20 protein-coding genes and 1 tRNA gene are annotated in these 22,628 nt (G+C 43.9%); 2 read left to right on the top strand and 19 right to left on the bottom strand.

Translation table 11 applies throughout. The features are described 5' to 3' along the window. Positions 1–30 precede the first annotated feature (30 nt). From FERRO_RS06265 to FERRO_RS06240, 7 genes are all read right to left on the bottom strand, one after another. On the bottom strand, positions 31–1,377 hold the full coding sequence (locus FERRO_RS06265) for a TolC family outer membrane protein (RefSeq protein WP_056930041.1): 1,347 nt from the start codon (positions 1,375–1,377) through the stop codon (positions 31–33). Between the two features lie 88 nt (positions 1,378–1,465). Beyond that, the gene (locus tag FERRO_RS10185) at positions 1,466–1,624 is read right to left on the bottom strand and encodes a hypothetical protein (RefSeq protein ID WP_160318113.1); all 159 of its coding nucleotides are present in this window, start codon (positions 1,622–1,624) and stop codon (positions 1,466–1,468) included. Positions 1,625–1,793: 169 nt separating this feature from the next. Next, positions 1,794–2,717 carry an alpha/beta hydrolase gene (locus FERRO_RS06260; protein ID WP_056930040.1) on the bottom strand — a complete coding sequence of 308 codons (924 nt, stop codon included), beginning with the start codon at positions 2,715–2,717 and terminating at the stop codon, positions 1,794–1,796. A 615-nt stretch (positions 2,718–3,332) separates the two neighbouring features. Beyond that, positions 3,333–3,408 (bottom strand) — tRNA-Glu (locus FERRO_RS06255). A 355-nt stretch (positions 3,409–3,763) separates the two neighbouring features. Continuing rightward, positions 3,764–4,546 (bottom strand): phosphatase PAP2 family protein, encoded by a 783-nt coding sequence (locus tag FERRO_RS06250; RefSeq protein WP_056930039.1) that lies wholly within the window; start codon positions 4,544–4,546, stop codon positions 3,764–3,766. Between the two features lies 1 nt (position 4,547). Continuing rightward, positions 4,548–6,101: an ArnT family glycosyltransferase gene (locus FERRO_RS06245; protein WP_160318112.1), complete on the bottom strand. Its 1,554-nt coding sequence runs from the start codon at positions 6,099–6,101 to the stop codon at positions 4,548–4,550. Positions 6,102–6,125: 24 nt separating this feature from the next. Then, positions 6,126–7,847: a DEAD/DEAH box helicase gene (locus FERRO_RS06240; RefSeq protein WP_239683486.1), complete on the bottom strand. Its 1,722-nt coding sequence runs from the start codon at positions 7,845–7,847 to the stop codon at positions 6,126–6,128. A 317-nt stretch (positions 7,848–8,164) separates the two neighbouring features. Between FERRO_RS06240 and FERRO_RS06235 the strand changes: the two genes are divergently transcribed. Beyond that, positions 8,165–9,205 carry an isocitrate/isopropylmalate dehydrogenase family protein gene (locus tag FERRO_RS06235; protein WP_056930036.1) on the top strand — a complete coding sequence of 347 codons (1,041 nt, stop codon included), beginning with the start codon at positions 8,165–8,167 and terminating at the stop codon, positions 9,203–9,205. Position 9,206: 1 nt separating this feature from the next. Beyond that, positions 9,207–10,616 carry an ArnT family glycosyltransferase gene (locus tag FERRO_RS06230; RefSeq protein ID WP_056930035.1) on the top strand — a complete coding sequence of 470 codons (1,410 nt, stop codon included), beginning with the start codon at positions 9,207–9,209 and terminating at the stop codon, positions 10,614–10,616. On the opposite strand, the gene FERRO_RS06225 is transcribed toward FERRO_RS06230, so the two are convergent. From FERRO_RS06225 to gspG, 12 genes are all read right to left on the bottom strand, one after another. After that, positions 10,610–12,178, bottom strand: coding sequence for a sialidase family protein (locus tag FERRO_RS06225; protein ID WP_056930034.1), 1,569 nt, complete (start codon positions 12,176–12,178; stop codon positions 10,610–10,612). The genes FERRO_RS06230 and FERRO_RS06225 overlap by 7 nt on opposite strands. A 113-nt stretch (positions 12,179–12,291) precedes the next feature. After that, positions 12,292–13,506, bottom strand: a complete 1,215-nt coding sequence (gene gspF, locus FERRO_RS06220; RefSeq protein ID WP_056930033.1) for a type II secretion system inner membrane protein GspF — start codon at positions 13,504–13,506, stop codon at positions 12,292–12,294. A gap of 2 nt (positions 13,507–13,508) precedes the next feature. Next, on the bottom strand, positions 13,509–14,945 hold the full coding sequence (gene gspE, locus FERRO_RS06215; protein WP_160318111.1) for a type II secretion system ATPase GspE: 1,437 nt from the start codon (positions 14,943–14,945) through the stop codon (positions 13,509–13,511). A gap of 15 nt (positions 14,946–14,960) precedes the next feature. Next, entirely contained in the window at positions 14,961–17,249 is a 2,289-nt protein-coding gene (gene gspD, locus FERRO_RS06210) for a type II secretion system secretin GspD (protein WP_056930032.1), read from the bottom strand. Between the two features lie 11 nt (positions 17,250–17,260). Beyond that, positions 17,261–18,019: a hypothetical protein gene (locus FERRO_RS06205; protein WP_056930031.1), complete on the bottom strand. Its 759-nt coding sequence runs from the start codon at positions 18,017–18,019 to the stop codon at positions 17,261–17,263. Between the two features lie 2 nt (positions 18,020–18,021). Beyond that, positions 18,022–18,537: a type II secretion system protein GspM gene (gene gspM, locus FERRO_RS06200; protein ID WP_056930030.1), complete on the bottom strand. Its 516-nt coding sequence runs from the start codon at positions 18,535–18,537 to the stop codon at positions 18,022–18,024. Beyond that, on the bottom strand, positions 18,522–19,646 hold the full coding sequence (gene gspL / locus FERRO_RS06195; RefSeq protein ID WP_056930029.1) for a type II secretion system protein GspL: 1,125 nt from the start codon (positions 19,644–19,646) through the stop codon (positions 18,522–18,524). Before gspL ends, gspM begins: the two co-directional genes overlap by 16 nt. A gap of 6 nt (positions 19,647–19,652) precedes the next feature. Further along, the gene (gspK, locus tag FERRO_RS06190; RefSeq protein ID WP_056930028.1) at positions 19,653–20,660 is read right to left on the bottom strand and encodes a type II secretion system minor pseudopilin GspK; all 1,008 of its coding nucleotides are present in this window, start codon (positions 20,658–20,660) and stop codon (positions 19,653–19,655) included. Between the two features lie 3 nt (positions 20,661–20,663). Next, on the bottom strand, positions 20,664–21,308 hold the full coding sequence (locus tag FERRO_RS06185; RefSeq protein ID WP_056930027.1) for a PulJ/GspJ family protein: 645 nt from the start codon (positions 21,306–21,308) through the stop codon (positions 20,664–20,666). Further along, entirely contained in the window at positions 21,298–21,672 is a 375-nt protein-coding gene (gene gspI / locus FERRO_RS06180) for a type II secretion system minor pseudopilin GspI (protein ID WP_204374777.1), read from the bottom strand. The genes FERRO_RS06185 and gspI overlap by 11 nt, the downstream gene beginning before the upstream one ends. A gap of 2 nt (positions 21,673–21,674) precedes the next feature. Next, the gene (locus FERRO_RS06175) at positions 21,675–22,178 is read right to left on the bottom strand and encodes a prepilin-type N-terminal cleavage/methylation domain-containing protein (RefSeq protein WP_160318110.1); all 504 of its coding nucleotides are present in this window, start codon (positions 22,176–22,178) and stop codon (positions 21,675–21,677) included. Next, positions 22,129–22,569 carry a type II secretion system major pseudopilin GspG gene (gene gspG / locus FERRO_RS06170; protein WP_056930024.1) on the bottom strand — a complete coding sequence of 147 codons (441 nt, stop codon included), beginning with the start codon at positions 22,567–22,569 and terminating at the stop codon, positions 22,129–22,131. The genes FERRO_RS06175 and gspG overlap by 50 nt, the downstream gene beginning before the upstream one ends. Positions 22,570–22,628: the final 59 nt, after the last annotated feature.

Raw genomic sequence — 22,628 nt, 5'->3', positions numbered from 1 at the left:
CATGAAATATTCAATATAGGATATAGTGATTTATGAATGTTTGTCAGTAAGTAACTGATTAATTGCATTGATATCCTGCTCGTTTAGAATACCTACCGCAAACTTAAGTTCAACTCGAGAGATTATATGCTGATAACGAGTATCATAATAATGACTCTCAGCTTGAATATAGTCGGTGGCCGTGGTCAGCAAATCAATCATGGAACGTGTTCCTATTCCAAAACCCGCCCGGGTTCCCTCTAAGGAGAGTTTGGCTGAAGTTAAAGTGGCTTTGGCCGCCTCATAACTGGCCACACTATTTTTTAAATCTAGAAACGCCTGACGGGTATTGAATATTACTTGATCTTTCACATCATTCAGTTGATCTTGCTGTACTCGCTCTAAGCTATGGGCCTGTCCCACCTGAGCTGATATTTGTCCGCCATCGATGAGGGGAATCGTCAATGTCAGAATTGCACTGGCTTGGTTGGTGGTTAATTCAGGAAAGGTCTGACCACGTATGTGCGTTCCAATACCATTTAAACTCACTACCGGCCAACGTGCACGGCGGTTAATTTCTACCTGCGCTTGCGCCACCTTGACCTGCTGCTCAGCTTGGTGAATGAGAGGTTGATTGGTTAGGGCTTGGTTTACCCATGCCTGCATATCATCAGGACTAGGATCTAAGGCCGTAAAATGATTTAAATCAGAGACTTCCTGAATGTTATCCTGATGGGTTAATTTTTGTAATTGACTGTACGCAATAGACAACGCATTACGGGCATTAATTTGATCTGATATAGCGCTTTGCCAACGTGCTTTTGCTTCATTGACAGAGATAATATCACCAGTCCCTACGCGTAAATTCTCTTCTGCTTGTTCTTTAATATTACGCAATAACAGCTCACCTTCATTGGCCACTAACACTTGTGACTGGGCTTGCAGGATAGCAAAATAGGCACGGGTAATTTGACGCACCAATACTTGCTGAGCACTTAAATAATTTTGTTCACTGGCCTTAATAATATTATCAGCCTGTTCCATGGCAGCTAGCGCTTGTCCATTAAAAATCGCTTGCGTTAACGTCACACTGTAGGCGTCCGTAGGAAAGACTCCCTGTGTAGGAAGAGATCCTGGAATTAAAGGACTGATATAGGAACGGTTACGTCCTGCGTCGGCTCCTGCATTAACATGAGGAAGATAAGCTGATTGGGTCAAGGGCTTTAATTCTTGATTGGCTTCTAATTGATGTTTAGCTAAAGAGAGCTGAGGATTTGAGTTTACGGCTGCTTGGTAAGCATCAATTAGATTTTCTGCATCAGCGTTAACGGCGCCAAAGGAAAACATAATCAAAAACAACGATAGCGGGTTTTTCATATTGTTGGTTAACAAATTCATGTTACGACTCAACTAAAATAAATAATTAGAAACCTTATTATCTCACAAAACCTGCTATTTTATCTTCGAGTAGAGTTAATGGTTAACCTTAACGAGGTTTAAATTTAAACACCAAAAACCAGCAGGCAGCAGAGAGCCCGCCCACAATCGTTCTTAATACCCATGACTCTGGCGACATGAATATTGCCAACATGGCAAGATTCAAGGCTAAAATAAAAAAACCAATATACATGGCCCACTCTTTCACGTTCCATCTCCTCTCAATTACCGCTTTAACTTTAACCAGCGATCAATCACGCCAAGGGCCACTAATACAAAAAACAACACAAGACCCAATAGAACGCCACCGGCGAAAAATAAAATAGAAGTATCCATCGTCATCATGACACATTTAAAAAAATGATTGATTCGTTAATTTAGCTCAAAATACTATCATTTTTAAAAAAAGCCATGATTTCTTCAATCATTTCAGTGGGTTTCTCCTCAGGGATATAGTGACCGCAATCCAGCGCTCTACCACTCACCTTCGCCTCAGAAAAAGCTTGCCAATCCTCTATAGGATTAAAACAGGTGGCAATAATTCCGCGACTCCCCCATAACACACGCAGGGGTTGAATTGTCTTATTATACCGATCTATATCCGCTTGATCATGCTCAAGATCAATGGTTGCGGCAGCACGATAATCCTCGCACATGGCATGAACTATTGCTGGTTGCTGTATGGCATTGACATACTCTTGCCAACAACGCGGGTCAAATATCTTCATTCCCCCGGCACGATCCATATGCTGATGTAACCAAAACTCAGGGTCCGCTCCAATTAGCCTCTCTGGTACAGGAAAGGGTTGGATTAAAAAAAACCAGTGCCAGTAGCCCGTTGCAAAACGTTGATTGGTCTCTTGGTACATGGTGTAAGTGGGGGAAATATCGAGCACCATAAAACGCTCAACTAATGTTGGGTGATCAAGGGCTAATCGATGGGCTACCCGGCCACCGCGATCATGTCCACATACCGCAAAAGAGGAATACCCCAAGAATTGCATCAGAGCCACTTGGTCTTGCGCCATGGCCCTCTTGGAATAAGCAAAATGAGTGTCATCACTGATCACAGGGGATGAGTCACCGTACCCTCTCAGGTCTGGAATGATAACTTTAAAATGAGCTAATAAGTGGGGGGCAATCTGATGCCAAATCACTCTGCTTTGCGGAAAACCATGCAAAAGAAGCAAAGGAGGTCCTTCTCCACCCATCAAATAAGCAATATTAACTGGACCACTCGTCGAGTCATAGGAAAAAGTATGTTCGGTAAAGCCGGGAAATAATTCCAAGGGGATTGTCATAGAGTTTAATTAATAGTAATCAAATAGGATTGATATTAACTTTAAACACAAAAGTTTGCATTATCTATCCCGCTTTAGACTCAATGTATAAATTGAATTCACCAATACAATCCAGGTGAGATATCTTATTCTTAACATTTCCCCCCGGCCTAAAGACCACAGATGCCTACCACGCTACACAAGGTCAAGCTCCTGTGGAGTCCCCGCCCTAGTAGATTACCGTTTCACGCAACGGCCTCGCTCTACAATATTGTTAGCACCGTCCACATCAGTGTTACCTCCCATAGCCTCAATCTACCCAGCCAAACTTGACTTATTATGTCTGGCGATTATCTGCCGAGACATGGCCGCAAGCTAGATCAGTCAAATAATATTAAGGAATAGTAGTTTTGTCTGCATGTTGAAGAGAGTAGTGAACCACATCTCATGATTACCTCCCTCTATAATTGAAGAAGAGCCAAGAGATCTATGGGCGTCCAGAAAGAGAGGAATTTCATAAATAAACCAGAAAAATACTTGGTCTCAGTAAAGTGAAGTGACATTCCGTCCTAGCAAATGCCATTCTCTTTAAGTGAGGAAATCTTTTTATTACGCAACCAAACGCCACGATTAGCATGGCGTCCCCACGGGGATTCGAACCCCGGTTACCGCCGTGAAAGGGCGATGTCCTAGGCCTCTAGACGATGGGGACAGTGCTTTTGGAACCAGAGGAATTCCAAAACTCATAAGCCTGCTAGTATAACTTAATAAAGGATAAGTTGCCAATACTTATAGGAAATTTTGTTAACACAAAGTAGTCATGTCCGGTTCCTCCCGACGCTGATGATTCAACTCTCTCCTCTTTCAAACAGTCACAAACATATAGAAAATCAATACGTCATTGAGTTAAAAAAGAGTCATGGGCCCAGATGCTCTATCTGTTCACAGTGGGCAAAATCCGTCAACAAGTTGCCGCTAGTCTGCTGGGCGTCACTACCCGCGAGATAAACGAGACAAACGGGTATGTCTATTGAGCGCTGATAATATTTTAGGAAATTTGTATCACACTATGGGCGTTTAGCTTGTCGATACCAACCCATAGTTTGACTAAACCATAATATCCCCGCTCCCACAGCGATGACTTTTTGTAACAACCACAGTTCTTGAAAACCATAGGGTTGCCCAAAAAGATTAACAACAATTAATACTAGAAACATGAATTGAGGAACCCAATAGTAACTATTGTTTTTATTCTTAAGGGAATAATAGGCTAGCCATAAACCAACTAAAGCACTCCCCCACCCTATGAACAAGCCCGCTAATATATCAATAGGCCAATGAACGCCCACAGCAATACGCGAGAGTGCCACTAAAATACCCAGCAGCCAAATTAGTGCACTGATCCTAAAAGAGGTAGGAACACCCAAGGTCAGCAACCCCACCAGAGTAAAAATTGTTGTAGCATGACCCGAAGGAAAGGAGCTATATTTTAAAATAGGCCCCAGCACGTCCAAATGCTCCAATACAGCAGGGGGACGCAACTCGTTAACGGTGGGTTTGAGTCCATGGGAAACAAAATAAGCCATTAGACTAGCCCAACAAGTTGCCCATATCAAATCAGGACGTTTTTTGATAAAAACGATCATGATTAATGGAGTAACGCCAGCATCCCCAATAAAAGTCAAGGTTTCCCAGAGGATATCTGGGCTATGATCTCTTAAGGCATGATGGATAATCAGAAATATCTCCCGATTAAGGCCTGCGGACATAATTAGTCCTAACAGCACAACCGCCACAATAAAGGGTATCCATATCAGAGTGTTATTATTTTTTAAGACATACTGATGCATATTATCGATCGACTCTTAATAAAACTAATCCGCCTTCTTGTTGCAGTATCTGATGGTGCGGATAGTCCATTAACTGATCCACGCGTAAAAATACCAGTTCACCAGGTTTTGCATGACGATTTTGTGTTGGCTGTCCTAATAGCACGGCAAAGCTTGGCATTCGGTTATCTGCCACCACCCCCTCGTTTAACTTCTTAGCGTAACGTGCCAGATCAATAACGGGCTGCTCTTGAAGGTTTGCCACAGCAGGCAGGAGTAAGTATAGCAAAAGTAGGTGACTGCCGAACATCACCGACAAACGGGTTGTCTCTGCCATTGTTACCTTCAGTTGATAACGCAATAAACCAGCCAGCAAAAGAGTAGTGATCACCATCAACAATAAATGAGAGTAATAGCCCTGCGCTATCACTTCTGTGATTCTGGATAACAGGGCACTCACATAAACAGAGTGTCCCTCGCTGTGCATAATGGCTAACCTATTGGGGAGTATGGCCATTACTATCCACTCAATACCTAGTACTATCCACCACCATCGAGCTTTCAAGGAACCATGATAGAGCCCCATGAGCAAGAAAAGAGGCGTTAAACCAATGAGCAAATAATGGGGTAATTTAGTTTGCGCAATACTAAATACCACAAACACTGTCGCAAACCAGATGAGTAAAAAACGCAATACCGGATCTTTCTTTCTGTTGACGAATCCCTGCCAGACACCATGAAATAACAGCGCGGTATGAGGTAGCGCAATAAAGAGTAAGACAGGAAGATAATACCACCAATGTCCCGTATGCCCTTGAAGACCGCCCACCAGTCGCCCTAGATTTTCACGTAACAGAAAATAATCAATAAAGGCTTGTCCCATTAAATGGTACTGCATCACATACCAGGGTAGCGTAATCAGTAAAAAAACAATCCAAGCGGGCACATAGAAAATAGCCCTAAACCATAGAGCCCATTTTTTTTCCATGGCAAAGAAAACAGCACTAGCTATTAAAGGAATGGCAACAGCAATGGGTCCCTTGGCCAAAAAGCCCAGGGCCATCCACAGATATACGCGAATGACATATGACTGTCCGGCTGTCTTAAAGTATCGATAAATATCAAATAATCCCGCCGCAATGACAGCGCTCAACACCCCATCCATGGCCGCCGCCTGAGCCGACACAACCACACCTAAGGAAGAAGCACAAAACAATTGGGCAAGACGCCCTGTGTCCGTATTAAGATACTCTTTCGCAAAAGTCATGATCAGCCATAACCATATTAAGCAGGCTAGTTCAGAGGGTAATCGAAAGACCCAAGGTTGAGTTCCGAACACTTCAACCAAAGGAGCTTCTAACCAAAAAGCCAATATAGGCTTTTCATAAAAAGGTGTGCCATTCAGAGTGGGAGTAATATAGTCATGACTCTTGGCCATTTCAACGGCAACCTCCGCATATTCCCCCTCATCCTCGTCAAACAAGGGCAAACGAGTCATGGCAAACCAAGTAACGATGAGAATCAATAATAAAAAAACACCCCGCAAAGCTATCACTCGAGGGGTGTTTATTGTCAAATTAGTTGACTCTAACGCCATAGATTAGGAATCACCCCAACGCTTACGTCCTTGACTTGGGTTCTGGGGACGGGCACGTTTAGTGAACGTGTCATGGGACCTAGATGGGCCATCAGGGAAAAAACGTGATTGAGTATGCAATGGTGTTTGCTCACCAAAGGCTGATTTTTTTCGTCTTCCCACCTCACCCAAGGTACGCGTCCCATCGGCTCTCACCGTAGCACCCTCAGTGCGTGTACGTGGCGCAATCACATCACTGCGATGACGAGGGGCATCGGTTCTACCCCTTGCCCCATCTGGTCTACTGCGAGGAGCATCCGTGCGAACACGTAAGCCATCAGCACGGGGGCGAGCGCTATCAAAACGGGGACGTTCGCCATCAAAGCGTGGGCGTTCGCCATCAAAACGTGGGCGCTCATCTTGCAAGAAGGTAGGCTGTCCGCCCTCGAAACGTTTTTTTTGTGGATTGCTGTTGCGTTGCTGGAAATCGCTTCTGTTCGCACTGAAAGTGCGTCCACCGCCATTACCTGGTGCTCCTCGACCATGACGTTGACCACCTTGGGAACTGGGTTTTGATGCTTTAATTGGACGTTTTGGCTCATAGCCTGGAACGCTGTGTACATTAATGGATTGTCCCGTAAAACGTTCGATTTTTTTAAGATGCATTAAATCACGACTGCCAGCAAGGGAAATGGCTGTGCCTTTATTTCCTGCACGACCGGTTCTACCAATTCGGTGTACATAATCCTCAGCCATTTTAGGTAAATCATAATTAATCACATGTGAAATGCCTGGTACATCAATACCCCTTGCGGCGACATCAGTGGCAACCAATACACGGAAACGGCCTCGTCTTAAGCCATCTAAGGTACGGTTACGGGCACCTTGATTCATATCACCATGTAAAGCAGCCGCTTGATGACCCATACCCGCCAAATCACTGGCCACAAGATCAGCGTCACGCTTGGTGGCAGTGAACACGATAGCTTGATTGACAGCCGTATCGGTCAGTAAATGTGCGAGCAGACGATTTTTATGCGCCAGATCATCCACATAATGTAAACGCTGCTCAATATTCTCATGAGATGCATGTAACTCAGTGGCTTCAATGCGCACAGGGTCCTTTAGCAACTGATTGGCCAAACGTAGAATCTCACGGTCCATGGTGGCAGAGAACAATAATGTCTGACGACCCTCAGGAATAGCACTGGCAATTCTCTCTACATCATCAATAAAACCCATATCTAGCATGCGGTCCGCTTCATCAAGTACCAGCATTTCGACTTTTGATAAATCAATACGTCCCTGATTCATCTGATCAATAAGTCGTCCTGGGGTAGCCACTAAGATCTCATAGGGCTTAGACAACATACGGTTTTGCACTTGATAGGAAGTCCCACCTAAAATAGATACAATACGCACTTGTTTCAAGTATTTACCGTACTTTTTAGCGGCCTCAGTAATTTGATTTGCCAGTTCTCGTGTGGGTGATAACACGAGTAGTCGTGGACCACGTCCTGCGCCAGGCGAGGTAGTCAATTTATGAAGTGCCGGCAACATAAAGGCAGCTGTCTTACCAGAACCGGTTCGGGAGGTGACCAATAAATCCTGGCCATTTAACAATACAGGGATAGATTGAGCCTGAACAGGAGTGGGTACGGTATACCCTGCCTCGTGCACGGCACGAACAATATTCTCGTCCAAGGGTAAATCATTAAAAGTTATTTCAGTTTGTTTGTCGCTCACAATTATTTTTCCAAATAAATAGTGCACTCTTGGAGAATAAAAAACTCTCCGAATCTCATCAGAGCACAAGATAATAGGCGGAAATGTCCGCCGGTCAATGTCACTAACCGGCAAACCAGAAATTCGATGGTTGAAATGTGGAGGTCAGAGACAACTTAAGTAAATTAGTTACTTGTGCGTACTATACCGGAATTTTCAGGGGATGCAAGTTTTTTTATTCAATGCACATTATAATACTATGCAAGTATCCCAAGCGACTCTATATAAAATCATTTACTGACTATGCCATATTAATTTACCCAAAAGGGATTAACGCCATGAATACCAAGAACACACTGATACCTGTCACTCTCATCCCAGGGGATGGCATTGGTCCTGAGATCGTAGAATCCGTTGTCTTGATTCTAGATGCCATGGGTGCCCCTTTTGAATGGGATAGACAAACTGCTGGGATGGCTGCAGTGGATAAACACTTAGACCCGCTTCCTGAGCCAACACTAAACAGTATCAGACGAACAGGTTTAGCACTGAAGGGCCCTTTGACTACCCCCGTCGGTGGAGGGTTTCGTTCAATTAATGTGCGCTTACGAGAAGAGTTTAAACTCTATGCTAATGTGCGTCCAGCCAGCACATTAATGCCAGGCGGACGCTATGATAACGTCGACATCGTTCTCATTCGCGAGAATCTCGAAGGATTATATGTGGGCTTTGACCACTACATTCCTATTGATAATGATCCCCATGGTGCTGCCATCTCCTCGGGAGTAAACACCCGCGCGGGAAGTCGAAGAATTGCGCGCTATGCCTTTGATTATGCCGTTAAAAATAATCGTAAAAAAATCACGATAGTACATAAAGCCAATATTTTAAAAGCACTCACTGGTATTTTTTTAGAAACGGCTCTTGAGATTGCCAAAGATTACGATAATAAAATTCAAGTGGAAGAGAAAATTGTAGACGCCTGTGCCATGCAACTCGTCATGAATCCCTCTCAATTTGACGTGATCCTCACCACCAATTTATTTGGCGATATCCTGTCAGATGAAATAGCCGGTTTAGTGGGTGGCCTGGGGCTTGCACCAGGCGCTAATATTGGAGAACATGCCGCCATCTTTGAGGCAGTGCACGGCTCTGCACCGGATATTGCCGGCCAAGGTATTGCTAACCCAATGGCTTTGTTATCAGCCGCGGCTATGATGTGTGACCATGTTCAACGTAGCGATCTTGGCCAAAGAATTAGACAAGCCATACACGATGTGCTGGTGGTGGATCATATTCGCAGCAAGGACTTAGGAGGCAATGCAAATACTAAAGAGATTACCGCAGCGCTACTAAGCCGCTTACAGGGAAAGCATTAAATTGCTGTCTGTTAGCAAAAACCAACCCTCCTACTTTTGGATCCTTGGCACGCTCATATTACTCAGTCTTCTGCCTCCTTTATGGTTTTATATCGTTGGCGAGGAAGGGGTGTACACGATTGGCGCCATGGAAATGTGGCAACGCCAAGACTATCTGCATCAAACCACCTTTGGAGAGTTCTATAATCGCCCTCCTATGATTGTCTGGGCCATAGGATTGATGGCTCAGATAACAGGTTTCAAATATATTGTTGTGGCAGCCCGCCTAGTTAGCCTTTTTGCAACACTGGGTATGGCAGCCCTCACCGCAGTTCTTGCGCGGACAGTGATTAACGATAAAATATTTATTGTGTTGTCAGCCCTTATTACTCTCACACTCGGGGATTTGTATTTTTATCGAGGCTGGCTTGCCTACGCAGACCCATTAATGGGTTTCTTTACCATGGCCGCCGTAACAGTCATGTACTTTGCGATAAGAAAGAATAGCTGGGCCCTCATGATCTTGAGTGCGCTATCAATAGGTGCTGCTTTTTTAACAAAATCTCTAACACCCTTTGCCATCTGGTATTCAGCATTCATTGTTTTCTCGTGGAATACCCAAGATAAACGTCTTCATTTCTCTCCTCTCACTTCGCTGGGCCTTCCCTTGCCTGTGTTAATGGCGTATTTTTGGTTTAGTTTTGTTAGTGTTCATCACAACATGGGGCATTCTATGCTCAGCGATATACTTCAAAAAGTATTGGCCACAGAATCTATGTTGCAGTATCTCAAGAAAATCCTTGTTTTCCCCTTTAGCACGGCTCTTAATCTCTCGCCATGGGTCCCTTTGGCTCTGATTGTGTTATTCAGACAACGACAAACAATTCATCCGCTTGTTCGGCAGTTATTACTATTGGTATTGATTAACCTCATCCCCTACTGGCTCGCACCTCAAAGTCATATACGTTATTTAATTGGACTTTATCCCCTGATCGGCCTCATCTGTGCCTACCTGTTATGGCAATCCAGTCCTGTCATCATTTTATGGGTAAAGCGCCTGTTACTGACAGTGGTAATATTAAAATGGCTGTTTGGACTCTTCTTGTATCCCTATTATCAGGAACATATTAGGGGATTAAACTATGTGCAAGTAGCACAGAATCTATTAAGCACTGCCCATGGTTTACCCATTTACAATCATGATGGACGCTCTGTGGCTCTTAATATTGTGAATGAACTTGATAGAAAAATGTATCCTCATCATTTCATTGAGTTACCTAAAGAAGATTGGCAAAACGCTTTTTTACTGAGCATGGATCCTGTAAAACAGGCGAGTTTATATCAAACTTTAACTATTACGGGTGATAAGATTTTTGTATATTGTCGTGGGACAGCCTGTCAAAGGCTCTCCCACTTAAAACAAAATTACTGAGAAATGGCACTGAACCCAGAGGTGGTTCCATTAGCAGTTAGCGATCCTACTGCCACATAGGAGAAAGGCACCGTACCAAAATTACCATTAGGAACGTTACTGCCTGAGGTTGACGTAATCGCATTGAGGCTGGAACCGGCATTCACAGAATACTTAGCCCAAGTAACTCCATCGGTACTGGTATAAATATTCCCTGTGGCACTGGTTGCCACAAATTGGGTATTGTTAAAGCGCACCTCTAAGTTCCTATTCAAAGCATAGACTGACTTTAAATTGTCTGTGCCAATGACCGTGGATACATTAGAACTACTGTTACTGTTTTGCGAAGTCCACGTAACCCCATCGGGACTTGTTAATACCGTCCCATTGTCTCCTACCACAACAGCTATAGGAGTCGTATTGTTGGGGGGGTAAACATACAGATTGCTGGGGTAAGTATACAGCGTAGTATTTGGACTACAGGCGACACCCCGCAGGTTACTAGTCACGGGACTGGTGGCCGCCGACCAAGAGGTGGCTCCCGATGAATCTGTGGTATGAATAATGGTCCCCCCCGCACCCACCGCTATCCACTGATAGTTATAGGTCAGTAGTCCACAGTTCGCCGTGTAGTTAACGGCAAATAAATCTTGACTGACCGAGGAGGCAACACTTAGCCAATTTTGCGAATCAGTGGTATCCCAAACCGCACCCGAACTACCCACTGCCACAAAAATACTAGTACCGTTGTTATTGAAAACCTGCTCGGTTCCACCAACAGCATACAGGGTCGTCGTATGGTCGGGTTGTGTCACGGCAGGACTCCATACTGCATTGGCAGGGGCCCAATTATCATTGAGATCCACGACGTCTGTTAAGCCATATTGTGGATAATTGCCAAAGCTTTGCGTATTAAAACACAGCGCCCCATTACTGCCCACCACATAAAAGGTAAAGTTATTAAAGGCCACCCCATACAAGGTATCGGTACTGATATTGCAAAGAGATAATGCCGCAGCAGGTTGCGCAGTCCAAGTTAAGCCATCAGGACTGGTATAAATTGATCCATTATTGCCTGCAGCAACATATGGATGAATAGTCGAGCCATCCAGCACTGTTGATCCTGAGTCACCAAAGGCTACTGCATTCATGATGCTCTGTGGGCAGCTTGAACCACTGCATTGACTCGTCCAACTGGTGGCAGCCAATCGAGGGGTTACAATTACATCATTGGACTGAGGCCCCCCAGGTCCATTGACATTCCCTGAGTGAGCATTAGCTACCATACTCGTGGTTAAACTGTTGGTTAAGTTGCCCACTACATAGGTAGGTGATGCGCCAATAAAACCTTGTTGAGGGACATTGGGCGCGTTATTAATGTCAAAAGGTTGATTGGATTGAGTGAAAAAAATCCAATAATAAATTCCATTTAACGGCGTCCAGCTAATTTGTACTTGTCCATCACCTGCTGTACCAGTGATTGAAGGTGGTGAAGCAGGACTTCCCCCTCCGCCACCACAGGCTGACAGGATAGAGGTTATCGCTAAGAGAGTAAAAAACCGGGAAAACACAAGCTTAATCATAAAAAACCATTTTGTAGTGAGTTAATTTAGTTCATTGCTTTCAACAAACTGATACTAAATTCAAATAAACCCCTATTTTGCACGATGGCGGAGGATTAAACAACATCCTTAACTTAATGAATCATTTGGTTGATTTCCATTATGGGCATCATGACCGCTAATACAATAGTAGCCACCACGAGTCCCATGAACAAAATAAGCAAGGGCTCAAGTAGAGTTGTCATTAATAATAAGCGCCTCTCCAGATCCCTTGACTCCGTTTGCGCCGCCCTAGAAAGCATTTCTGATAAACGACCCGTACTCTCACCCGATTGAATGAGTTGTAATAAGATAGGTGGGAATTGTTTATAAACAGCGAGTGCGCGAGATAAACCGCTACCCTCACGAACTCTGGAGGCGGCATCTGTGATGGTGTTTTTTAAAGCGGTGTTGTTTAGCGTGTCAGCAGCACCGATTAATGCGGCCAGAATAGGGACGCCACTATTCACCAAAATAGCCAGTGTGCTGGCAAAACGCTCAGTATTGTAGCCTCTTACCAAACGACCTACTAGTGGAATATCTAATAAATATTGATCCCATATCAGGCGAAGGGCCGGTTGACGTAACAGTTGTCTCATCACCACAACCAATAACACTATACCCAAAAGAATAAGCCAACCCCAGTTAACCAAGCCATCGGACACATAAATCATGATGCGCGTGAGAAGGGGTAAACTCTGATGGTTATGGATAAATACAGAAACCACCTGTGGCACCACATGAGTCATTAAAAAAGCCACAATACCCACGGCCACAAAAGACACAATAGCAGGATAGGCTAAGGCCATTAGTACTTTTTGGTTAAGTTGATCGCGAGATTCCGCATAATCCGCTACTTTTTCCATCACGTAACCTAACTGACCGGTTTGCTCACCGGCGCTCACTAAGGCCACCAAGGTTTCTGGAAAATGAGCTGATTGATCCCTAAAAGCATTACCTAAGGTGGAACCTGCCACAATCGACGAGCGCATAGCAAGAATAATCTGACCCACGTAAGGTTTTTCTGTCTCCCGAGCTAAAGTCCCCAAGGCTTCATCTAATGCGATGCCTGCGTTAAGCAGACTCGCTAGTTGACGGAGAAATAAGACACGGTCGCTGGCGGAGAGCTTTTTTTTAAACAATCCAAGGTAGCGGGTTTGTTTGTGCTGAGACTTAACTTCATTTACTTGAATGGCAACAATACCACGAGACTTTAATAAAGACCTGGCATGACGCAGAGTATCGGCTTCGAGAGTTCCGTTATGCTCCCCCCCGCTCTGATCGACCCCCGCAAAATTAAACAGCGCCATGATTAATCACTACCCGTCACGCGCAACAGTTCTTCCTCAGTGGTCATACCAGAAGTAATTAAACGTTGTCCATCAGCTTTCAAGGTTCTGAGCCCCTGTTTGAGGGCGTATTGTTTCACCTCATCTTCACTCACTTGCTGATGCACTAAACGACGCATCTCATCATCTAGTAACAGTAATTCATAAATTCCTGTTCTACCTTGATAACCTGTACGGCCACAGTGATCACATTGATTTGAGCGATCTATATCACCATGACATACCGTGCAAGCTTTTCTGACTAAACGTTGGCCTAACACCCCGATTAAAGAACTAGATAGGAGAAAGGGTTCAACCCCCATATCAATTAAGCGAGTAATGGCGCTCACTGCATCGTTGGTGTGTAGTGTGGCTAACACTAAATGCCCTGTTAAGCTTGCCTGCACTGCAATTTGTGCTGTTTCAGCATCACGAATTTCACCAATCATGATGACATCAGGATCTTGCCGCAAGATAGCCCGTAGAGCCTTGGCAAAGGACATATCAATTTTAGCATTAACTTGTGTTTGCCCAATACCATCAATGTTATATTCAATCGGATCTTCCACGGTCATGATGTTGGTACTGTGGTGATCAAGGCGACTTAAGGCAGCATATAAAGTGGTTGTTTTCCCACTTCCTGTGGGGCCAGTTACCAAAACAATGCCATGGGGGCGTTGAATTAACCGGTCAAATTGTTGTAAGGTATCTGGAGCCATACCAAGATGCACTAAATTAAGTTTGCCCCCTTCTTTGTCCAATAGCCTGAGTACCACTCGTTCACCAAAACCAGTTGGAATGGTTGATACGCGAATATCCACAGATTTCCCCGCGACTCTCAGGGCAATACGACCATCTTGAGGCAAGCGTTTTTCAGCAATATCAAGCTGTGCCATAATTTTGATACGTGATACCAGTGCTCCATGTAACGCCTTCTTAGGACGAACCACATCGCGCAGTGTGCCATCAATACGAAAACGAACCACTGAAGAGACCTCACCGGGTTCAATATGAATATCAGAGGCGCCCTGTCTTGAAGCCTGAGACAATAAAGCATTGATCATACGGATAATCGGCGCATCGTCACGGGACTCAAGAATATCCTCCACCGCCGGAATATCTTGCATGAGTCGCGACAAATCCACCTCCTCTTCCGCTTCCCCCACCACTTGAGCAGCCTCACTACCGGCATAAGTGCTATAAGCTTCTGTAATAGCCTTTTGCCATACCTCTTCGGTCTGATAAGTGATATTAATCTCATTAAAATAGCGCTGGATTTCAGTGATGGCATCCAAGGAGGTTTTTTCATTGACCCATAACTCAAGACTCCCTTGGGCTTGACTTACCACTAATACTTGATGCTGTTTAGCAAAATTATAGGGTAATAGCCTGGCAGCCATCGCTGAGAACTCATCACTCATCAGTTATTCTCCCCATTATCTTTGAGTATTAGGTAATGGTATGGCTGTTGGCGCTTCATTAGCCTTCTCGGGATTAATAAAAGTACTACCGCCCTGATTACTATTGGGTAAAGCAGTGAGCGTTTCATTTGATAAAATACGTATATGCGGTTTAAATGTTTCACGTACATTTTTAATTAATGAATAACGGTCGTTAGTAAGGCTATCACTTTGTTCGGTATCACGAATAATATAGGGTCTTAAAAAGAGCATTAAATTTTCTTTGACACGGGTTTTTGCTTCATACCGAAACAAAGCTCCCAAAATCGGCACATCACCCAAAAAAGGAGTTTTTTCTTCCGTGTCTTGATAACTGTCGGAAAGCAACCCCCCCAAGGCCACCAGCTGACCATCCTCAACTAGCACATTCGACTCCAAGGATCGTTTATTATAGGTGGGGCCGTAAGTATTGTTGGTGGTGGCAGGGTCAATGGTGGATGACTCCTCATAGATTTGCAACCTCACTAACCCTCCCTCTGAAATCTGAGGTTTAATTTTCAAAATCAATCCAATATCCTGCCGATCCACCGTGGTAAAAGGGGCTACGGTAGATAAGCCCGTGGTTTGAGCATACTGACCTGTCACAAAAGGAACGTTGGTGGCAATAATAATTTGAGCAATTTCATTATCTAGTGTTAATAGATTTGGGGTTGATAAAACATTAACTCCAGTAATAGTGCTCACTGCACGAGCTAAACCAGCCAGAGTAGGTATGCCATTGTAAGAATGAATCACCCCTACTGTACTTCCCGGAGCCGGAAGCACAGTCGTACTCGTTGCCGTCGCTCCAGCACTGGTTAACGCTCCGACACTGGTTCCCAAAGCGGTAATGTTACCGCCCGGAACGGAGGCATTAAAACTGGTACCCACAAAAGTTTGTGTTGTACCGCCTCCCAATAAACCTTGAAGCTGAACCCCAAATTCTTGCGCTTTATTATCGGCCACTTCAACAATCATCGATTCCACATAAATCTGAGCGCGCCGTGAATCTAGCTTATCTATGACGTTTCTTAAATTACGATAAACCTGTTCATTAGCTGTAATAATAATAGAATTGGTCGTGGAGTCAGCTTGTATCATCCCCGCAGGAAGCGTTCCAGCATGGCCTGATGCCGCTCCTCCAGAGCCACCTCCACCACCACCGGGTCCTATGTTCGCCTCAGTGGCTGACGCACCAACCAATGGATTGGCAGTGGCGTTGCCGGTATAGGAGGACGGGCTTGTTGTACCACCCGTTGCACCAGAGCCCACTCCTGTGGCAATTCCCCCCATGCCACCACCTGGTGCAAAAGATGGAGTGGAAGGTGCTCTTAGAATACTGGTATCCATAGAAATAATACCGCGTAAAGTTTGCGCCAACTTAATGGCTTCAGCGTTTTTCAAAGGAACAACCCATATGTTTCCAGGTCGTGCACTTTGGGTATCTAGTTTTTCGATTAATCCTTTAATTTCATTAGCCCGCGTCACCGTAGGGGCACGTAAGACAATACTATTAGTGCGCGTATCAGCGATGGCCGTGGTCAATAAATTAGGTTCATTAGTCGTCCCTTTAATTTGCCCAAGTTTATTAATCAACTCCGCAATATCAATAGCCAAACCATTTTTAATGGGAATAATTTGTACTTCATTAGACAACGGGGTATCAATGGCCTGAATAATGCGTTGAATACGGCGTAAATTCTCAGCATAATCTGTGATGACTAAAGTATTGTTAGCAGGATAAGCTGTAATACTGTTATTGGTGGCAATTAAGGGACGTAACACCGGGATTAAATTATTAGCAGACTCATATTTCAAGCGAAACACTTGAGTCAGTAGCTGATCTCCCTGAGGCGCAATTTGTGCTTTACCGCCCACGCCACTGGCGTCCACACTCACCTGAGATCCTTGTAACTTAGCATCCGCCTCGGGAACTACTTTGTATCCATTGCTGGCTTCCACCAAGGCGTAACCCTGTAAACGCAGTGTTGCAGCCAATGCCGAGAGAGTTTCCTTCTTGGTCAAAGGACGATCACTGGTTAAGGTGATCGTCCCCTTTACTCTAGGATCCACTAAAATACTGGTCCCCACAGCCTCTCCCACCGCCCTAATAACGCCTTGCGTATCGGCATCGGTGAAGCTTAGTCGGATCAAGTCTCCCTCCGCAACAGGACCCGCCTCAGCCAATGCTTGTGCGGCACTATGATCTGTCTTGGCTTGTCCGGCAAAAAGTAGTTGACATACAGTCAACGAAAATAATAAGAATATAATTTTTAACCAACGCATTTCTTCGCTCTTTAATAATGTAGATGGGCGACTCTTCCGTTCATATTACCCATCAATAATAATAAACCCATTAACTGATCTTCCATTCCCACATCAGCCTGGGCTTGTCCGTTAAACTGAATGACTCGTCCTACCGCGACTCCCTGTCCCTCAATATGTAAGGGGCCTGTTAACGTGGTTACCTCAAAATGCCCATTTAATTGAGATAGTACTCCACTAATTTTATACGATCCTAATTGAGGCAGTGGAGAAACCACAGAATGTAAATTATTCATAGTCACCTCAAAATCAAAGGGGGCTTTAATCTGATAGGTCAACAGACTAAGAGTCACGGGGTGCCAGATGGCTCTCATTTGCCCACTTAATTTAAGTGTTCTCGTTAGGCCGCCAAAAACCTGTAACAAGGTGATGGGAAACTCACTCTCCCCTTCACCGATAGAGATATTCTGTGGCGTAAACAAAACAGTTAGAGGTCGCACAAATAAGCGATGACTGTTATCCTCTACACTCAATCTTAAGCCGTAAAGGGTTGGAGTGATGTGCCAATTTGTTCGCTCTGCCAACACTTGCCAACGATTAGGACCCACTGTATAGGCAATTTGTCCACTGCCGCTCATCAATGACCCCGTGACGTTTACCAGACGGATTGAATCGTGGGTAAGCTGTTTAACTATTGGCTGCCAGTAAGTGGCTGGAGAACTGATCAAGAAAGTCAACAACGTCACCAATACACATAGGAATAAAGATAACCCTGTCACTTTCGAGGTCACAGTTATTCCTGGAGCTCCGCAATTAAATTAACCTGCCCTGGCTCTAATGATCGAATGGCAGTCAGGACATCCACCTCTAGCAGTGTTTTTTGATGGAGCTCCTCGAGTAAAGCGATCCAATCGCTAAAGGTAATATTTTTTCCTGATAATTGCCAACGATGATGTTTTACATCACCCACATTTGTCACTTGTAATCCTTGTAAGCCATGTTTTTGAGCAATTCCTAAAATAAGTTCTTCAATTTTTTTAGGATCTCTGAGTATGGCCTGCTGATGTTGATGAAGGGTTAACATATCCTGGGCCATTGAATGCATGGTAGATAGAGTCTGTCGCTGTACCATAAGATTATTATTCAAATGTCTTACACCCATTTGAGCGGGGGCAATGAGAATAAAATAGTAAATCAGGCAAGACAGGAGACAAAAAAGTAAAAATACCAGCTTTCTTTCCCTAACATTAAGTCCAAACCAGATACGGGCACTTTCTTGAGTCACACGTCTTATTATTTTATCTGCCATACACCACCCCCTAAACTATTGATAGTCACGCGTTTAGTTAGCGCATCTTGTTTAACCATATCAATATTAACACCAGGCTTCAGTGTTACATCTAACTCTCCTTGATGATACTTGATTTTTGTCACGGCATCAGTGGGTTGATGAATCATGATTTGCGCTAATTTTGCACACAATACCATAAAGTCTTTATCACTAGTTGGAGCCGTCTGATTGGCCACTTGCCACTCATGCCGAAGGACTAATTCAGGATTAATATCCTTAGGTAATTGGGGAATAATCAACTGAGCCACTTGCCGTTCTTCTTGTAACAACTGACGCTGTTGATATGCAAGAGTTAACCAATAAATATTGATTCCTAAGGTTTCAATTATCAGTGAGACAAACAATACTATTAATACTCCCTTCCACTTCCCCCATAGCGCACGCCATCCTAAATGTTTATCGGCAAATTCAAACTGACATAAATTGATGTATGGGTCAGTGAAATGACTAATCCGATTGAGTAGTGGCGTATGAATTAACTGCTCCAGTGACAAATGATGACTACTTAAAAAGTCGTTATGTTGCAAGGGGATAAGATGGGTCTCATGTTCCCCTTTGCGGAAACAGGCCCAATTCCCTGCATGGTCATCATCATTTGAGAGAGAGACTATACTGCCTACTTCTTGGAAGTAGCTGGCAGGGATCACTCTCACTGGTACGTGTTTAAATATCTCATTAAATTTCCCTAATACTTGTCTCAGCCAACCTTTATCAGTAATAGCAAAGGCCATATGGGCAGAATTCTCAGGGTCACGCCAGATCGCCACATGGTTCCTATCAAAGTAAAGAACTTCATCTTCTAATAAGCTTGGCAAGGCTTGGTTGAGACGTTGCCCTGTTAATACACTTAAGATATCTGTGGTTTTTTCTAATATCAAGACATCGCGTGCGGACATGATCAAGATCACTTCATCGGCAACAGGTAGCTCATCAATATAGGCTTCCCCACTTTGCAGCCTGTTATAGGGAACGCTATCTTGAGTTAGAACAAACTCGAGAGCATGGATAAAAGCATCCTCCTCTTGATGCCGAGCTCGCTCCGGTAATTTTATCCATAATTGACTCAATTGTTCTTATACTCCATCAAATGTCAAGCCCAAAGGGTAGCCATTTCCCACATGCAAAACTTGAGTTGCATTATTAATTGACTGAATTCTAGAAATCAGTGCAAATCGTCGTATTATCAACTCTCTTTTTCTGAGTTGCTCTAATACGAAAAAATAATCCGTTTTTACATCAACATTTCTTTGTGTTACAGGTGTCCAGGCAGGAATACTGGCTTTGATACGTGATGCGATACTAGCATAGTCTACAAAGTACTTTTGCTGTCGATCATTAATCAATTGTTGCGCGAGCTCAATAGGTATTCCTAAAGTTAACGATAATACCCTAGCAGAGGCTGTATTAATATTTATTGGAGTAGGCCGAGGAAGTAATACAACCAGTTGTTCGAGAGCGGCCAGTTGACTATCGGAGATACTGGGAATAATGACTCTCAGGTCAGGCACCGAGAGGATAGGGAGCGGCATATCTTGCTCCTCGCCAAGAGGTCGATGGCTGTTTAATAGCCATTGAGCAACAGGCATAGATAGTTGGGGATCTAAACCAACATGTAATAGAATTCTCGCAAACATATTGACGGCTTCGAGATTGATTTTCGTGGCAATAAGAAAACCTCCTTGTCTTGGATCATTAACAGTATCAATCAAGGATGTGAGGTTAAAGCGAGCATTCGCATCAACAATATGGCCAGCAAAGAAAGTTTCTTCATCATAGGAAAACATGGTCCCCGACAACGCTCTGGTTTTCAAAAAGTCGGCCAAGGAAGTTTCACTAATGGGAATCGCCCATACTTCCCCCAGATGATCCACGGCTTTGGTTTGGTATAAATCCTCTTTTAAGATTAAGCGAACCCAATCAAGAGCACCCTCTGACAACCAATTCATTTGATCTCTTAATCTTTGATTATCTAATGATTTAAGTCGTATTTCTTGGCTAGCCATGAGTCCGGCGACAATAGTGGTAGCAAGGACAACCACTAAAAGTGCCGCTAAAATCGCCGCCCCGCGCTCCCTTCTCATGTCTTAATCCACTCCTGTCAAGGCGATTTTATGAAAGGGCTCAGATTGATGCGTCAATAAGACAGAAAGCTCTAAAGCACGTAGGATAACTTCCCGCGGGTGCTTCTGAGAGGTTATGGCTGCATTGAATTGATTACTGTTATTCACCCAACCCATACCATCAAAAAAAGTACTCGATGACAAGGCATCAACGGATTCTAAGAGTACTTCCCTATTCAATAATCCTAAATCTGTTGTTAAATGATGATTTAAGGCATTACTCCAGACACGCATCAACTCTTGACGAGTATTTAAGCCACGACTTTCTAATCGAATTAATTGATTATTCTCTAACTCATAAATCACCACTATAGGACGATGAACTCCATTAGCCAGGGTTTTTTCTTTGAGAAGAACCGTCTCACTACTATCCATATAAACGGGAACAGTAAGTACCCCATCTGCCCCCATCACCAACTGATGGCAATCTTTTTCCCAAAGGTTAAATAAAGCCTTTAATTGATCATCCTGCTGACCATGGCTATTTAGCGTATCTCTGGTTCTACTCATGGCATCTAGGGCCCGCCAAGATAATACGGAGAGAATAGCCATTAGAAGGAGTGCTACCATGACTTCAATTAATGTGAATCCATGGGCTTTAGAGAACATGACCACCTCTATTAGCCATTAGCGTGACAACGGTAGCCAAAACAGTATTGTCATGATCTTGGACAACCACCACCTCAAGACGTCGAATAGAGGGGTTGGGCGTAGCACTGACGGTTAATTGGCAACGCAGGAGCCAATCTCCTTGGGAACAATCGGTTTTATAGACTCCGATCCCTGGCCATTGATCATTCAAGTTGGCATTAGCTAGAACATTATCAGCACTGAGTTGCGCTGCAAACCTTGGTGGCAAATCTCCTCCTACCCGAGTGACCACGCTCAGTGCACGCATTGATGCAGCCAAAGTGATGGCTACCACAAACAGAGCGATTAATACTTCAATGAGGGTAAAGCCTCTCTTACTCATGGTCATTGAATACTAAAGCGATCTAAGGAGTCGGAAGCAATTATTAAGGATTGCTTGTCTGTAGTTAATATTAATTTAGTAGGCGACGGATCATCATTAATCACTAATTTTAATGAACCTTCCTGAGTACAACCCATCTCTGTCTCATTAATGGTAATACTCTTTAATTGAGATTTAAACTCTCCTCCAGCCACCTCCTCTTTATTCATGGGTTGCTGTGTACCCGAACTGGTATCAAAAAAACGCCATTGCTCACAATTAATTGTCATCCATATGGGAGAGCCTGACAAATCCTCGAGATCATGAGCTTGGTTAATGGTTGCCACCAGTCGTTTGGCATCTCCTTCAAGTGTTGATGGATCAGCCACATGAATCGATAAGGTAACCATAGCAAAGGAAACACCCATAATAACCAGTACAACCAACAACTCAATCAAACTAAAACCAGAGTTATTGTTACCAATTACCGATATCTGCATCATTTCCTTCACCGCCAGTTTTACCATCAGCACCAGAACTCCACACATCGATTTCGCCATGCTGGCCAGGATTCAGGTATTGATAGGGATTACCCCATGGGTCTTTAGGCATAGTGTCCAAGTAGGACTTCCAGTTATTTGGAACAGGTTCAAGGCTTGGTAGCTTCACGAGTGCTATTAACCCCTGCTCAGTAGTGGGGTAGCGGCCATTGTCAAGACGGTAAAGCTTTAATGCTTGCACAACCGTAGCAATATCTTGCTTTGCAGCAATTTGCCTTGCTTGATCAGGACGATCCATGACACGGGGAATAATTAAGGCAGCAAGAATACCAATGATAATCATGACCACCATAATTTCAATCAAAGAAAAGCCTGATTGATGACAAGAGGCGGGTTGCTTAGTGTGATGTCGTTCCATACAATAGACTCTAAATGTCATTATTTTACCTTTATTCCTGTTAATTATAGCCATTTCTT

Origin of the sequence: Ferrovum sp. JA12 (genome assembly GCF_001431705.1) — a bacterium.
In the GTDB taxonomy this organism is placed as follows: Bacteria; Pseudomonadota; Gammaproteobacteria; order Burkholderiales; family Ferrovaceae; genus PN-J185.
This window is presented reverse-complemented; position numbering and strand designations above follow the sequence as displayed.